This is a genomic window from Alteromonas sp. 5E99-2, assembly GCF_017368475.1.
Classification (GTDB): Bacteria; Pseudomonadota; Gammaproteobacteria; order Enterobacterales; family Alteromonadaceae; genus Alteromonas_F.
On the sequence record NZ_JAFNJE010000002.1, the window covers coordinates 248,182 to 261,078 of the forward strand.

The 12,897-nt window shown below is 39.7% G+C and carries 12 protein-coding genes; 3 read left to right on the top strand and 9 right to left on the bottom strand.

The window, feature by feature from the left end; genetic code table 11:
* Nucleotides 1-228 precede the first annotated feature (228 nt).
* A complete protein-coding gene (locus tag J3L16_RS03225; protein ID WP_207611443.1) occupies nt 229-1,812 on the top strand; it encodes an FMN-binding glutamate synthase family protein in 1,584 nt (527 codons plus the stop codon).
* Between the two features lie 47 nt (nt 1,813-1,859).
* On the opposite strand, the gene J3L16_RS03230 is transcribed toward J3L16_RS03225, so the two are convergent.
* From J3L16_RS03230 to J3L16_RS03240, 3 genes are read right to left on the bottom strand one after another with little or no spacing between them, the layout of a single operon-like run.
* Nucleotides 1,860-2,846, bottom strand: coding sequence for a zinc-binding dehydrogenase (locus J3L16_RS03230; RefSeq protein ID WP_207611444.1), 987 nt, complete (start codon nt 2,844-2,846; stop codon nt 1,860-1,862).
* Between the two features lie 26 nt (nt 2,847-2,872).
* On the bottom strand, nt 2,873-3,835 hold the full coding sequence (locus J3L16_RS03235) for an alpha/beta hydrolase (protein ID WP_207611445.1): 963 nt from the start codon (nt 3,833-3,835) through the stop codon (nt 2,873-2,875).
* A 30-nt stretch (nt 3,836-3,865) separates the two neighbouring features.
* Entirely contained in the window at nt 3,866-4,279 is a 414-nt protein-coding gene (locus tag J3L16_RS03240; protein ID WP_207611446.1) for a helix-turn-helix domain-containing protein, read from the bottom strand.
* Between the two features lie 159 nt (nt 4,280-4,438).
* On the opposite strand from J3L16_RS03240, the gene J3L16_RS03245 reads away from it, so the two are divergent.
* On the top strand, nt 4,439-4,687 hold the full coding sequence (locus tag J3L16_RS03245; protein ID WP_207611447.1) for a hypothetical protein: 249 nt from the start codon (nt 4,439-4,441) through the stop codon (nt 4,685-4,687).
* A 7-nt stretch (nt 4,688-4,694) separates the two neighbouring features.
* On the opposite strand, the gene J3L16_RS03250 is transcribed toward J3L16_RS03245, so the two are convergent.
* Nucleotides 4,695-5,534, bottom strand: coding sequence for a hypothetical protein (locus J3L16_RS03250; RefSeq protein ID WP_207611448.1), 840 nt, complete (start codon nt 5,532-5,534; stop codon nt 4,695-4,697).
* Nucleotides 5,535-5,637: 103 nt separating this feature from the next.
* On the opposite strand from J3L16_RS03250, the gene J3L16_RS03255 reads away from it, so the two are divergent.
* On the top strand, nt 5,638-7,440 hold the full coding sequence (locus J3L16_RS03255; RefSeq protein WP_207611449.1) for a sodium:proton antiporter: 1,803 nt from the start codon (nt 5,638-5,640) through the stop codon (nt 7,438-7,440).
* Nucleotides 7,441-7,691: 251 nt separating this feature from the next.
* On the opposite strand, the gene J3L16_RS03260 is transcribed toward J3L16_RS03255, so the two are convergent.
* The 5 genes from J3L16_RS03260 to J3L16_RS03280 all read right to left on the bottom strand — a co-directional run bounded on the left by J3L16_RS03260 (nt 7,692) and on the right by J3L16_RS03280 (nt 12,885).
* Entirely contained in the window at nt 7,692-8,933 is a 1,242-nt protein-coding gene (locus J3L16_RS03260; RefSeq protein WP_207611450.1) for a 3-deoxy-D-manno-octulosonic acid transferase, read from the bottom strand.
* Between the two features lie 274 nt (nt 8,934-9,207).
* Entirely contained in the window at nt 9,208-9,633 is a 426-nt protein-coding gene (locus J3L16_RS03265; protein WP_207611451.1) for a hypothetical protein, read from the bottom strand.
* Between the two features lie 154 nt (nt 9,634-9,787).
* Nucleotides 9,788-11,671, bottom strand: coding sequence for a DUF885 domain-containing protein (locus tag J3L16_RS03270; protein WP_207611452.1), 1,884 nt, complete (start codon nt 11,669-11,671; stop codon nt 9,788-9,790).
* Nucleotides 11,672-11,805: 134 nt separating this feature from the next.
* The gene (locus J3L16_RS03275) at nt 11,806-12,273 is read right to left on the bottom strand and encodes a DUF3718 domain-containing protein (RefSeq protein ID WP_207611453.1); all 468 of its coding nucleotides are present in this window, start codon (nt 12,271-12,273) and stop codon (nt 11,806-11,808) included.
* Nucleotides 12,274-12,429: 156 nt separating this feature from the next.
* Nucleotides 12,430-12,885 (bottom strand): DUF302 domain-containing protein, encoded by a 456-nt coding sequence (locus tag J3L16_RS03280; RefSeq protein WP_207611454.1) that lies wholly within the window; start codon nt 12,883-12,885, stop codon nt 12,430-12,432.
* Nucleotides 12,886-12,897: the final 12 nt, after the last annotated feature.

The window sequence follows — 12,897 nt, forward strand, 5'->3', positions numbered from 1 at the left end:
TTTAATTACATGTAAGTAGATGTACTCATAGCTAAAGACCGCATAAGCAGTTAGTTTATTGCGATACTCTAAATATAGCCATGTAATGCACCATTTACAAAAAATGTAAACACGATGCTAAACTAAGATTTGGAGAAAAACATCCGGTGAAATTTTAAGTCTCTTCCCCCTTTCTCATGCATGTAGTGAATAAAGTTAATTCCTAATAATTATAAAAAGGAGACATGAATGACCGTACGTCAAAAGTTCGTGCTATTTATATTTAGTTCTAGTTTATTGATAGCCGCATTTTCAATACTGTCTATATACGCCTTATGGGCGTTTGCGATAGTGGGGCCTATTATCGCAATGGGTCTATACGATATGTTTCAAGCAAAACATTCTATTCGACGTTTATATCCAGTACTCGGAAGATTTAGGTATCTATTGGAATCATTTAGAGACGAAATCCAACAGTATTTTGTTGAATCAGACACCAGTGGCGCCCCTATTCCAAGAGAATTTCGCTCTTTAGTATATCAACGGGCAAAAGGCGCTAGGGATACCCGTCCTTTTGGTACTATATTCGATGTAAACCGTGCGGGATATGAGTGGGTAAACCACTCTATGCAGCCGAAACACCTTACTGATTTTAATCCTAGAGTGAAGTTTGGTGGCCCAGATTGTAAGCAGCCTTATATGGCTTCACCACTGAACATTTCAGCAATGAGTTATGGCGCGTTAAGTAAGAACGCAATTATGTCGCTAAACCGCGGAGCAAAACTGGGTGGTTTTTCTCATAATACTGGCGAGGGTAGTCTCAGCCCTTACCATTTAGAACACGGTGGTGACATTGTGTGGCAAATAGGTACAGGTTATTTTGGTTGCCGTGACGATGAAGGTAACTTTAACCCAGAGACATTTAAAACCAATTCTGCACGCGATGTAGTTAAAATGATTGAGATAAAACTTTCTCAAGGTGCCAAACCTGGTCACGGTGGTATTTTACCAGCGGCTAAGTTAACCGAAGAAATAGCGGCAATTCGCCATGTTCCTATGGGAAAAGACGTGGTATCTCCACCAGCTCACTCTGCTTTTAGTACTCCAATTGGGTTACTGAACTTTGTTAAGAAATTGCGAGAACTTTCCGAAGGTAAACCTGTTGGTTTTAAACTCTGTATCGGTCGTAGGGATGAATTCCTCGCAATTTGTAAAGCCATGATTGAAACAGGCATTACGCCAGACTTCATTACTGTTGATGGCGGCGAAGGCGGCACAGGTGCGGCACCTGTAGAAATGACAAACTCGGTGGGGACTCCCATTAAAGATGCATTAATTTTCGTAAACAACGCGCTTATTGGATTTGGTTTAAAAGACAAAATTCGTATTATTGCCTCAGGCAAAATGCTATCTGCTTTCCATATTCTTAGAGCGATTGCGTTAGGTGCTGATGCAGTAAATTCAGCGCGAGGAATGATGTTGTCTTTGGGTTGTATTCAAGCCAGAACATGTAACTCTGATCACTGCCCTACTGGCATTGCGACGCAGAATCCATCAAGAAACAAAGCGATTATTGTGACCGATAAATCGCAACGTGTTGCGAACTTCCACAAAGAAACCATCACTAATTTAGTAGAACTTGTTGGTGCAGCAGGCTTAGATAACTTAGATCAATTAGAGCCTAGACATATAAACCGTCGTGTACAAGGTACAGATGTGCAAAACTATGCTCAGTTATACCCTGTTGTAACAAAAGGCTGCTTACTTGATCCAAGTACAATTCCAGAATCATTTAGTTACGATATGGAACACGCAAACGCTGCGTCTTGGTAAGACACTAAACAGTAGCTTAGCTTCAAAGCTAAGCTACTGATTTTACGTTATCCGTGAGTCACCACAATTTTGCCCAACGCAGTATTGCTTGCTAATAGCTTATGGGCTTCTTGAATATCACTGGATTCAAAGGTTTTTGCATGGATATTGGGAATTTCTCCTTTCGCCACTAAATCTGCAATTTTGGGTATAGGTGAATGTTTCAATTCTAATTCATTGTTCCCTAACAAACCGCTGCCGAAAAAAGATAACTTGATCGTATTAGGCAAATCATTCATCAAATGAAATTGCTCGATAACGGGTGGCCCACCTAAAAAGCCGACAAACACAGTTTCTCCCCACCGGCGCAAAGATGCCATTGTATCTTTAAGTGTACCTGCGCCAACGAGCTCAATAGCCTTATCGGCATGTTTAAATTTAGATTCACTAATGATTTGCTGAACATTTCCATCGTCGATCACCACTAAATCTGCACCCATTTCTAATAATTTAGCTTGGTTCTCTTTTTTGCGAGTCATTGCGATAACATTTGCGCCCTGCAATTTTGCATAAACCACAGCGGCTAAGCCAATACTCGACGTTGCACCACGTACAAGTAAGGTTTCACCTGCTTGTAATTTCAAACTATGGTCAATGGCTCCCCACGCAGTTAAATACGCTTGGGGTAAGCTAGCTAACAACTCATAGCTAATATTAGTGTCAATGGCTTGTATATTTGTGCGCTTTACGCAGATGATTGGGGCATAACTACCATGGCGACCAAACATCATTCCCCCCATGGCTGTAATCACTTTTTGACCTGGTTTAAATTCTCCTAGCGGATCATGAATAACTTCGCCTGCCGCTTCAATACCTAGAGCAAGTTCACCGGAGAAAGGGCCGTGGCCGCCTTTTAAATTGTACATTTCAGCTTTATTTAAACCAAATGCACATACTTTTATTTTAATTTCACCCTCATTTAATGTGGGTTCATCCACAGTGTAAAATTGTAGATTTTCAGGGCCGCCTTGGGATTTTGCAATTATCGCTTTCATACATTTCTTACCTCTTTGCTATCTGCTTACTGAGTAGGCAGTGAATAAATAAAATTAATAATGTGCTTTGCAATATCCACAGGTACTTCTTCCATTGCAAAATGACCAGCATCAAGTAAATGCAATTCGGCATTTGGCACATCTTTTAAAAACGCTTTTGCACCCTCAGCTATAAATGCCGGATCATTTTTCCCCCACACCAATAAAGTAGGAGGCTGATTTTCACGTAAAAAGGCTTGCCATTTGGGGTAGTCCAACAAATTATTGTAGTAATCCTGAAGCAATTGCACTTGAATTAGGCGCTGCTCTTTTGTTTGCAGAAAGTGCAAATCATGTGTCCAACTGTCTGGGCTCATAATGCTTTCTTTGCCTTTCACATCCCTCAAATACTGCTTATCACGAATACCTTGTAGCCCCGTAAACTCATAAAGAACCTGTTCCATTTCTTTTGACCTGTCTTCGTGAGCTCGTTTAAAAAATGCCTGTCTGGGTGGTGTTAACCCTTCTAAATAAGCATTACCATTTTGTGAAATGATCCCCTTGACTCGCTGAGGTTGACGCATCATTAGTCGAAAGCCTACGGGTGCGCCAAAATCTTGCATGTAAAGAGTGTAAGACTCCAAGTTCAATGCTTTAACAAACCCTTCCATCACGTCAGCCAAGCCATCAAAGGTATAGGTATAGTCACTTGGATTGGGTTTATCGCTGTAACCAGAACCTAAGTTATCAGGTACCACAACGTGAAATGATCCGGAAAGCAATGGAATGAGATGGCGATACATATGAGATGAAGAAGGATACCCATGCAAGAATAAGATAGTGGGTTTTTTCGGGTCTCCAGCTTCGCGGTAAAAAATGCTGTGGCCTTTGACCTCTACATTTTTGTAAAACGTCTGCGCTGGCCAAACCGCTTCTTGTGCTTGAACCTGTTCCACATACACAAAAATAAATAACCAAATGATAGATAGCACGCTTAAAAAGTTTTTCATTTACATTCTCAGTTGAAACTTAAATTAAAATTATTTATCAGCAAAAACCTGTTTTGTTTGTTGCAAGCTATCAACAAAATTCGTTAATTCATTTGCACCCATTGACTCTTGCATTCTTGTAAAAAGTGCAGTCATTAGCTCTTTCGATTTTGCTGATACAGCTAGCCCTTCCGCAGTCAAAGAAAAGGTTGCCCCTTTACCTACAGTGACTTTTTCCACTAACTTTTTTGCATTCAACACATCAATGAAACGTGTGATGGTAGACGCATCAAGCTCCATAAGTTCACTTAACTCTTTTTGCGTAGACATTGGCTTTTCCGCCATGGCAGACAATAAGTACCCATGTGACGGCGATAATCCAAGACGATTAAATTCGTCTTGCCAAATCTTAGTTATCTTGCGGTTTAACGTAGATAAATTGAAATAAACACATTGTTGGTACATATAACCTCCATCTTTGCATGTACATACAAATACAATAGACATGGAATACTTAAAAAATATTTCAACTGATTATGTAAGCGCTCAGAGTAAAGGAGTGAAATTTTTACCCCGCACCGCTGGTCTTTTAACCAACAATGATGAATTAAGAGTGTAAGAAATATGTGCAGTTCACCTAAGTCTAGCGGCCTTAAAAAACGAGCAACAACGTCTAGTATCTTTGCCTCTATGGACCCATCAACTCGCGCTAAATTTGTAGAAAAGGCAAATCAGGCACAAGAAAGAAGAGAAGCTCGCATTGCTTTGAACGCTGAGTATAAGCGGAAAAAGCCGGGTACTCGGGGACAAAAAAATACACATCAGCACTCTGTGTTTTTATCACTTTTATCCAAATTAGGCTTTGCTGTATAACCTTAGATTAAAAGCTAACTTGAACTAATTTTGCTGGTTTGAATGGGCTCTTTTCTTGTGTAAACCAAGTTTTTCCATTGTGTACGCACACAGCTTCTACCTGGCCATAATTATAAAGCTGGTCCACTTTTATCACCTGAAAATCTTTAGATAACTTAGCGATAAATGGAAGTACAAAGCCAAATCCTCCCATTTCATATCCCACTACAGTATACGTATTTGTAGTATCGTCAAAATCAGCTCCCGTGATCACACCAGGAAGTCCTTCCATGCTAACTTGGACTTCTAATTTTTGCTGCTTCTTATCAAGGTCAACAAAATAGACTTTGGCAATCCTACTTTTCCAACTTTTTGAAAACAAAACTAGCTTATTATCCACATAGGTAAGCGCTTCACCGTCAAAATCATGGGATAAACTAACATTTTTTGACGGTTCATTATTTTCATACTGAAGCTCTATTTTGCCCTCTAGTTTTAACTTACTTCTTTCGACGGCATAAATAGTTAAGTATTTGCGCTTTCCTGCATTGTTACCAATATCGGCTACATAAAAATGAGAGTTTGAAGCTGCCAAAGCCTCCCAATCTGTATTCTTAAGTGCAAGAGAGTGAGCCTTTGTTTCGCCTCTTTCATTTAATTCGTATAGTTTAGGTTTATTTCCAGAATCATTTATGCTGAAAGTGCCTGAGGCATCACACACCAAGCCCGATGTTTCATGCAACTCTTCACCTAAAAGTATATCAATATTAGCAACTAATACAGAGTTCGTTTGCCCATTCGCGGTGCAAGATGTAACGCTAAAGAGACTAATAACAACAAAAATAAATTTAGCTAACTTGATATCCATTATTGATAAACTCAACTTCTATCTTAAAAAGAAAATAGCAGTGATCATACATGTTTAATTACTTCCTGCTATATTAATCAAACTATTTTACAGGAAGTTTTTCATGTTTGATCCCATGATATCTTTAGTTCTCGTCGGTTTATTCTCGATTGCGTGCCAGTTTTTAGCCTACAAAATAAGACTACCCGCTATTTTACCTTTACTCGTTGTAGGTATTTTAGTTGGCCCAGTTTTTAACATACTCGATGCTGATACCTTATTTGGTGACCTACTCTTCCCTGTTGTGTCATTGTCGGTGGCGATCATTTTATTTGAAGGGTCTTTGACCCTGAAATTTAGCGATATAGCAGGCCATGGGAAAATGGTTCGAAATCTATGCAGTGTTGGCTGTATGACTACTTGGACAGTTGCCACTCTAGCCGCTCACTATTTTACCGATCTTTCTTTTCCTGTTTCATTTTTATTTGGAGCAATTGTTACTGTCACGGGACCCACTGTAATTGCTCCAATGCTAAGAACGGTCCGCCCGAACCAGAAGATAAGCAACATACTGCGCTGGGAAGGCATCATTATCGACCCTATAGGCGCATTACTAGCCGTATTAGTTTATGAATTTGTAATCTCGTCACAGGATGCTGTCAGCCATACGCTTTACGCTTTTGGTCTAACACTAAGTGTCGGTGTAGCCTTTGGCATAGGCACTGGTATAGCCTTGGGATCTGCCCTCAAAAAGAACTGGATCCCCCTTTATTTAGAAAACACCGCAGTGCTTACTATAGTGCTCGCTGCCTTTGCGATTTCCAATGCCATAGCTCATGAATCAGGGTTACTCACTGTCACTCTTATCGGCTTAGCTCTAGCAAATATGAAAGACGTAAAGGTTGACGACATACTAGAGTTCAAAGAAACACTTAGCGTACTTCTTATCTCTGGACTGTTTATATTATTAGCAACACGATTAGATTTAAATCCTATATTGGAGTTAGGTTGGGGTGTGATTTATGTTGTACTTGCAATTATGTTTGTAGCGCGCCCCTTATCTGTGGCGCTATCATCTATCGGTACTAGTCTCACAATCCAAGAACTCGGGCTCATAAGCTGGATTGCCCCAAGAGGAATAGTAGCTGCAGCCGTTTCGGCCTTGTTTTCATTAAAACTAGAGGCATCTGGTTATCCTGAAGCCGCTGTACTCGTACCTATGGTTTTTATGGTTATTATCATAACCGTAGTAGTACAAAGCCTTACATCGGGTACCGTTGCCAAACTGCTAGATGTCAACGCGCCCCCAGCAACTGGCTACCTACTGTTTGGTGGTGGTAAATTTAGTCAATTATTAGCGTTAGAAATGAACAACTTGGGTATTGATACCCTAATAGCTGATACGAATTGGGATACGATAAAAGACGCTCGAATGAACAATATCCCTGTTTACTTTGGCAATCCAATATCTGAACACGCTTCTCGCCATTTAGATATGAGTACTATAGGACAAGTACTTATATTATCTCCTTACCGACAAATGAACCCTTTGGTCTACCTCCACTTCTCAGATAGCTTAGGGGCAGAAAAAGTGTGGGGATTATTCGATAAAAAACAATCATCACGGCCTAGCCATCAATTGTCAGAAGACTATCAAGGGTCTTATTCTTTGTTTTCTGAGGGAACGACCTATGGTTATTTGTCTTCAATGGTAATTAAAGGGGCAACAATAAAGACAACGCCACTATCAGACAGTTTTACATATGAAGATTACAAAGCGCAATATGGAGAGCAAGCACTACCATTGTTGATTATAGATAAGAATAACAAAGCAAAAGTGTGTTTATCGGATAGCCACAATGAGGTTAATAATGAAAGCAAGGTCGTAAGTTTAATACTACCTGACAAAGTAAAAACACACCCCTAACCTATGTTAGGGGCATGTCTCCCTGGAGTTTGTGCAAGAACGCTTACGCGTGTTTGTTATCATTTTATTCTTTTGCACAATTGCCTAATAGTATAAGCAAAAATGCTGCCAAAAATAAATTAACAATACATTTCAATTGGTTAACCAATTTTCAGTATAAAAATAAAACAGTTCTAAAGTCGTGTTTTTTGATGTCTCTTTTTTATTGTGCAACTGTGCGACATCATAGTGCAAAAAGAATGGGACTTCTGTTAGGTATTGATAAGGTAATCTTGAAGCACTTTTAATGTCTTACCAACAGCGCCTGCATTTTCTGTAATGACTGCTTTCCCAGCTTGTCCTCTGCGTTTTCGCAACATTTTATCTAGCACTAATGGTTCGACAACAGCATACATGTCGTCAGGGTGTTCAATAACTGTGAGTGCACCGGCCTGTTCAAGTGCTAAACTTATGTCGGGATTGTTGTATAAATGAGATCCCATGATTATCGGTAAAGAATGAACAGCTGCTTCAAGCGCATTGTGCCCACCTCTATCCGCTAAGCTCCCCCCAACAAAAGCGATATCAGCATCGCTATACTTTTCATTCAGTTTCCCCATTTCATCAACTAAAGTTACAAAATTTGAGTGGCTACGCTCTTCATTTTTCGAACTTCGGGAATGCTCAATATTATTGGCAGTCAACCACTTAGACACAGTGTCGAACCGTTCAGGATGCCTAGGAACTAAAACGAGCTGAATATTGTGATTTTTCTCTTTTAATTTTAATACACATTTCAATAACGCGGCTTCTTCCCCCTCATGAGTGCTTGCGCCAATAATAGAAATAAAATCTTTAACATCGTTTTTTGTCTCAGCAAGCTTTTCTTCATCATTGAATTGCGCTAAATCAAACTTCACGTTATTTGTCATAGTTAGTTGGTCAGAGAGGGCTCCCAAAGAAAGGTAGTTTTGATAATCCCGCGTTCCTTGAGCACAAATATGAGTGATTTTTCTCAGCATAGGGGTAAACAACAACGAGATTTTTGAATAGCTGTTTGCACTTCTGTCGGTCATTCGTGCATTGAGTAACACGATTGGGATGTTTTTTTTCCAGCCTTGATCGATTAAATTAGGCCAAAGCTCGACTTCAGTTATCACAATGAGTCGTGGCGAAACCCGTTTGAGCATTAACGCCATAGAAAACGGTAAATCAAACGGTAAATAAAAATGGGTAACAGAGTCGCCTAACAGTGCACGTACTCGGGCTGACCCTGTTGTTGTTGTTGTTGTGATAACAATATGTTCATTGGGGTTAGCTGCCAGTAAGTCATAAATAACACGAGATGCAACATTCACCTCGCCAACCGACACACAATGAAACAGTACTGTTTGAGGTTTATTAACCTTCTTGACTGCACCATATCGCTCCCACCAAGGACCGCTATAGCTTCCTTCTGCGTTTTTCTTTTTTAGCGAAACAACAAGCACGTATATAGGCGCAACAAAAAACATCACGAAGGAATATAAAAGGCGACAGGTGTGTTCTAGAAAAGAGGGTGTATATGTCAAACGAAACTCAAAACCAATTTTAGTTGGTTAATTATGACAGAATTCTTAAAAGTTAGAATTAATGATTGTTTTAAATCTTAGCTACCTTGAGCTGAACATAAGTAAAATTCAGTTCACCGTTAACACTCAAAAACATTAATATTTCTTCAAAAAGCCATTACTCAATAGTAATGGCTTTTTGAATTAACCGAGGTTGAGCACCACAGGCATTATATTCCTATTTTGCTGACACGGTAAATTTAGTATCTAATGCTCTAAGCATAAATAGCGCAAAACATGCTCCCCACATAGGCCAAGCAGCAAAAAACAACAGGTTATTGAACGGGTCAAAATATTGCGGGAATGAAGACAAAGTAGATGCGCCGTGTAACAGAAATATTGCTCCATAAGTTATGCGCTTTTGAAAGCCCGCCAAAAAAGCAAGGGCAAGCAATACCTGTATAGCTCCCAGTACATAAACCAATGTATGAGCAACGCCCTGCACGCCATAAAAGATTTCAAATATCTTAGATGCATGGCCAGGATTGAAGAACTTATCTAAAGACCAAACAAAAATGACGACAAAGATCGAAACTCTAAGTGCAAGCAGTGACCATTCTAGTCGTTGTGTAATTTGGGGGTTTTGTATTTCGTCGTGTGTCATATTTTCAACTTCTTAAGTTTAAGATAGAACAAATAAGACAGAAAAAGATATCTAAAAATTTCATCGACTAAGCGATGTTCATCTCTGAGAAACTAAATTTCATCGAAAAAAAAGCACAGTCCTCTGACTGTGCTTCGGTCATAATTTCTTTTGATTACTTAAGTGAATTCACCCAATTATTGACTTGTAGCTCTAGTACATCTAGTGGCACTGCACCGCCGCCAAGCACCACATCGTGAAACCCTTTAATATCGAATTTATCACCTAGTTCTTTTTCAGCACTAGCGCGCAATTTTTGAATTTTCAGCATACCAATCTTATAACTGGTGGCTTGTCCTGGTATCGCTAAATAACGCCTTACTTCTGAAATGGCTTGAGTTTCAGTGACAGCTGAATTTGCCTTGAAGTAATCAATCGCTTGTTGCTCGCTCCACCCTTTCGCATGTAATCCCGTATCGACTACAAGACGAATAGCACGCCAAATTTCAGAACCCAAACGCCCAAAATCTGACAATGGATCGCTAAAGGTACCCGGCATTTCAGTTGCTAACCATTCTGAATATAACGCCCAGCCTTCTATATAAGCAGTAAAGCCAGCTTGAGTTCTAAATGTAGGCACACTTTCAAGCTCTTGCGCTATCGCAATTTGCATATGATGACCCGGTAAACCTTCGTGATACGCGATAACTTCTAACTCTCTTTTAGGCATGGCTGTCATGTCTGAAAGATGAGCATAGTAAATACCTGGGCGAGAGCCATCTAACGTAGGAGGGAAATAATGCTGAGCTGCGCCATCTTGCTCTCGAAAGGACTCAACCCGTTTCACCACCATGTCCGCTTTTGGCAAAATACCAAAGTAGTCCGGTAATAACGTTTTAATATTATCAATCGCAGCAGTAGCATCATCTAAATAACCTTGACGCCCTTCATCGGTGTTTGGGTAATACAAACGGGTGTCATCTTTAGTATCACGCAAGAAAACAAAGAAATCGGCTAAGTCACCCTCAAAACCAAACTTAGTTTTAATTAGTTCCATTTGTGCGCGAATACGCTTAACTTCGCTTAACCCAATATTGTGAATTTCATCTGCGGTTAACGATGTAGTGGTTTGGTTAGCAAGGCGTTCATTGTAATAATCGATACCATTAGGCAACGCGCCTACACCAGAGGCTTTATCTCCTGCATTCACTCTGTCTTTTTCTTGCCATGCAATAAGTTTCTGGTAAGCAGGCAAAAAGTCATTCAGTAAGTTAGCTTTTGCGACCTCGCGCAATGACTCCGCTTTTTCAGCATCAATAGTACCTGCCTTAACCAATGCAGCAATTTTATCTTTCGCACTAGCCCAAACAGCGCTGTCTTCACCCTCGGTAAAAGGCGCTCCGGTAATGATGGACTTTGATTCGGAAATAACCGCATCAAAAGCAAAATACGGTGGGCGAACCCCTTTTTCCGCGACTAATTGCGAAAACTCAATAAGCTGGTTCAATGCCCGCCCCGTTTCCTTGATACGAGAGTTAAAATCAATCATATCTTGTTCGGTAGTTACACTATGAAATGCTATTAGCAACTGAGGAAAGAAACTGTGTACCGCTTGCATTTGCTCAAAAACATAACTGTTATAACGGTATTTATCTGATTCGAGTTCGGCTTTTGCCTGATAAACCCAAATATCATATGAAATCTTAGCGTCATCGCTCAATTTGTCATAATCAAAAGACGACGTTAACTCAGCAAGATTGGCTTTTGTAATAGCAAGACTTTCATCTATTGCCGCTTCCGACATTTGATCGATTTCACCTTTGCGCTCTGGCCTTCCTTGAAACGTTAAAGCGATAGGGCTTCGAAGAATATTTTCTTCGTATTTAGTTTCAAACCACTCATTTAATCGTGCGGTTTCTTTTTCTATGACTTCAGCTGAGATAGGCGCAGTAACACTTTGCTCAGAAGAGGCGGATGTATGAGATGTACTTGTTGTTTCTGTCGGTTTGCAGCCTGTCAAAGCTACGGCTACTAAAGTGGCTAAAATACTGTAACGCATTTTATTTCCTTTTTTGTTTATAGTTGTTTGCCGAAGAACATACCGCAAACTAAAAACAGATGGCAATAAAATTTGTTACAAAAGACTAATAGGTACAAAAAAGCCGCTTTAAAAGCGGCTTTCATATTCATAAGTTAATCAGCTAAAGATTGAATGACAGTGCTCTCGTTGCGGTATCTTTTCGCAAATGTCGCCATTTCTTCGTAGTTACAAAACACCGTTTCACCCTCTAAGCCATATTTAGCTTTTGCAGCTGTTTCACCTAATTCAATAGCAGCCAAACACGCTTGTGATTCAACATTGCTACTTTTAGCAACCAAAGCAACGGTAGTAGTCTCACTACCTTTGTCGTTAATTTCATATAACTCAGCAAATTCTTTAATGCTAACACCATTGCAGCTAACGCTAGTTCTAATGTCTGTGAAATTTACATGCTCACGGCGAGCCAAACGTTTAGCAGCGCTATAGCCTTCTGTCGCAGCGGTATAGCAAATTTGAGTTTCAAAATTATCACTTACAGGTTTAAGAACCACGTTTTGTGCCACTGCCTGCAACGATGCAACAGAAAAAGTAATTGCTATAGCGAAGGTAGATAGTTTCATAATGATTCCTCAAAAATGTAATTTAATAAGATTATTGCTAACCGATGAATACATTATGCACTAAAAAACCAAAAATGAAAGTATTTTTCGTAATTAAATTACAAAAAATACTTTATTTACGATATCGAACTTTATTTTGTGAAAGTTAATTACACTTTATTTGCTAGCTGCTACTGCAAAATTATTCAGCGCGCCGGCTATTTTTTTCAATACCGCTTCACAGCCTTTTATATCATGTCGCGATTGCACGTAAGTGATATCGTTATAACTCAACCACACGCCTCCTGACTCATCCTCCCAAATTAGCATTTTTTGTGGAAGGTCAATAGCCGCAGATTGAGCGCATGCCATAACAGGCGACCCTACTTTAGGATTACCAAATAACACTAATTCCGTTGGTCGTAATGCAACGCCTACGTTTTTTGCACCTTCAGCATGATTAATACGGGCGAAAACCGTCATGCCTTTATTGATTAAAGCCGATTCTAATTTATCTGCTGTTCCGCTGACGGAATGGATACTCGGTACCGATACCATTCCTTCTGGTTCGGCATAAGTGAAGCCTGTGAATAGAAAACAAAGCAAAAAAGCCTTACGAAAAAGAATAAACATAATAAATTTTCC

Excerpts from the sequence above, each read along its gene's own strand:
- J3L16_RS03225 (WP_207611443.1), top strand. The coding sequence starts at position 229 with ATGACCGTACGTCAAAAGTTCGTGCTATTTATATTTAGTTCTAGTTTA.
- J3L16_RS03230 (WP_207611444.1), bottom strand. The coding sequence starts at position 2,846 with ATGAAAGCGATAATTGCAAAATCCCAAGGCGGCCCTGAAAATCTACAA.
- J3L16_RS03235 (WP_207611445.1), bottom strand. The coding sequence starts at position 3,835 with ATGAAAAACTTTTTAAGCGTGCTATCTATCATTTGGTTATTTATTTTT.
- J3L16_RS03240 (WP_207611446.1), bottom strand. The coding sequence starts at position 4,279 with ATGTACCAACAATGTGTTTATTTCAATTTATCTACGTTAAACCGCAAG.
- J3L16_RS03245 (WP_207611447.1), top strand. The coding sequence starts at position 4,439 with ATGTGCAGTTCACCTAAGTCTAGCGGCCTTAAAAAACGAGCAACAACG.
- J3L16_RS03250 (WP_207611448.1), bottom strand. The coding sequence starts at position 5,534 with ATGGATATCAAGTTAGCTAAATTTATTTTTGTTGTTATTAGTCTCTTT.
- J3L16_RS03255 (WP_207611449.1), top strand. The coding sequence starts at position 5,638 with ATGTTTGATCCCATGATATCTTTAGTTCTCGTCGGTTTATTCTCGATT.
- J3L16_RS03260 (WP_207611450.1), bottom strand. The coding sequence starts at position 8,933 with ATGTTTTTTGTTGCGCCTATATACGTGCTTGTTGTTTCGCTAAAAAAG.
- J3L16_RS03265 (WP_207611451.1), bottom strand. The coding sequence starts at position 9,633 with ATGACACACGACGAAATACAAAACCCCCAAATTACACAACGACTAGAA.
- J3L16_RS03270 (WP_207611452.1), bottom strand. The coding sequence starts at position 11,671 with ATGCGTTACAGTATTTTAGCCACTTTAGTAGCCGTAGCTTTGACAGGC.
- J3L16_RS03275 (WP_207611453.1), bottom strand. The coding sequence starts at position 12,273 with ATGAAACTATCTACCTTCGCTATAGCAATTACTTTTTCTGTTGCATCG.
- J3L16_RS03280 (WP_207611454.1), bottom strand. The coding sequence starts at position 12,885 with ATGTTTATTCTTTTTCGTAAGGCTTTTTTGCTTTGTTTTCTATTCACA.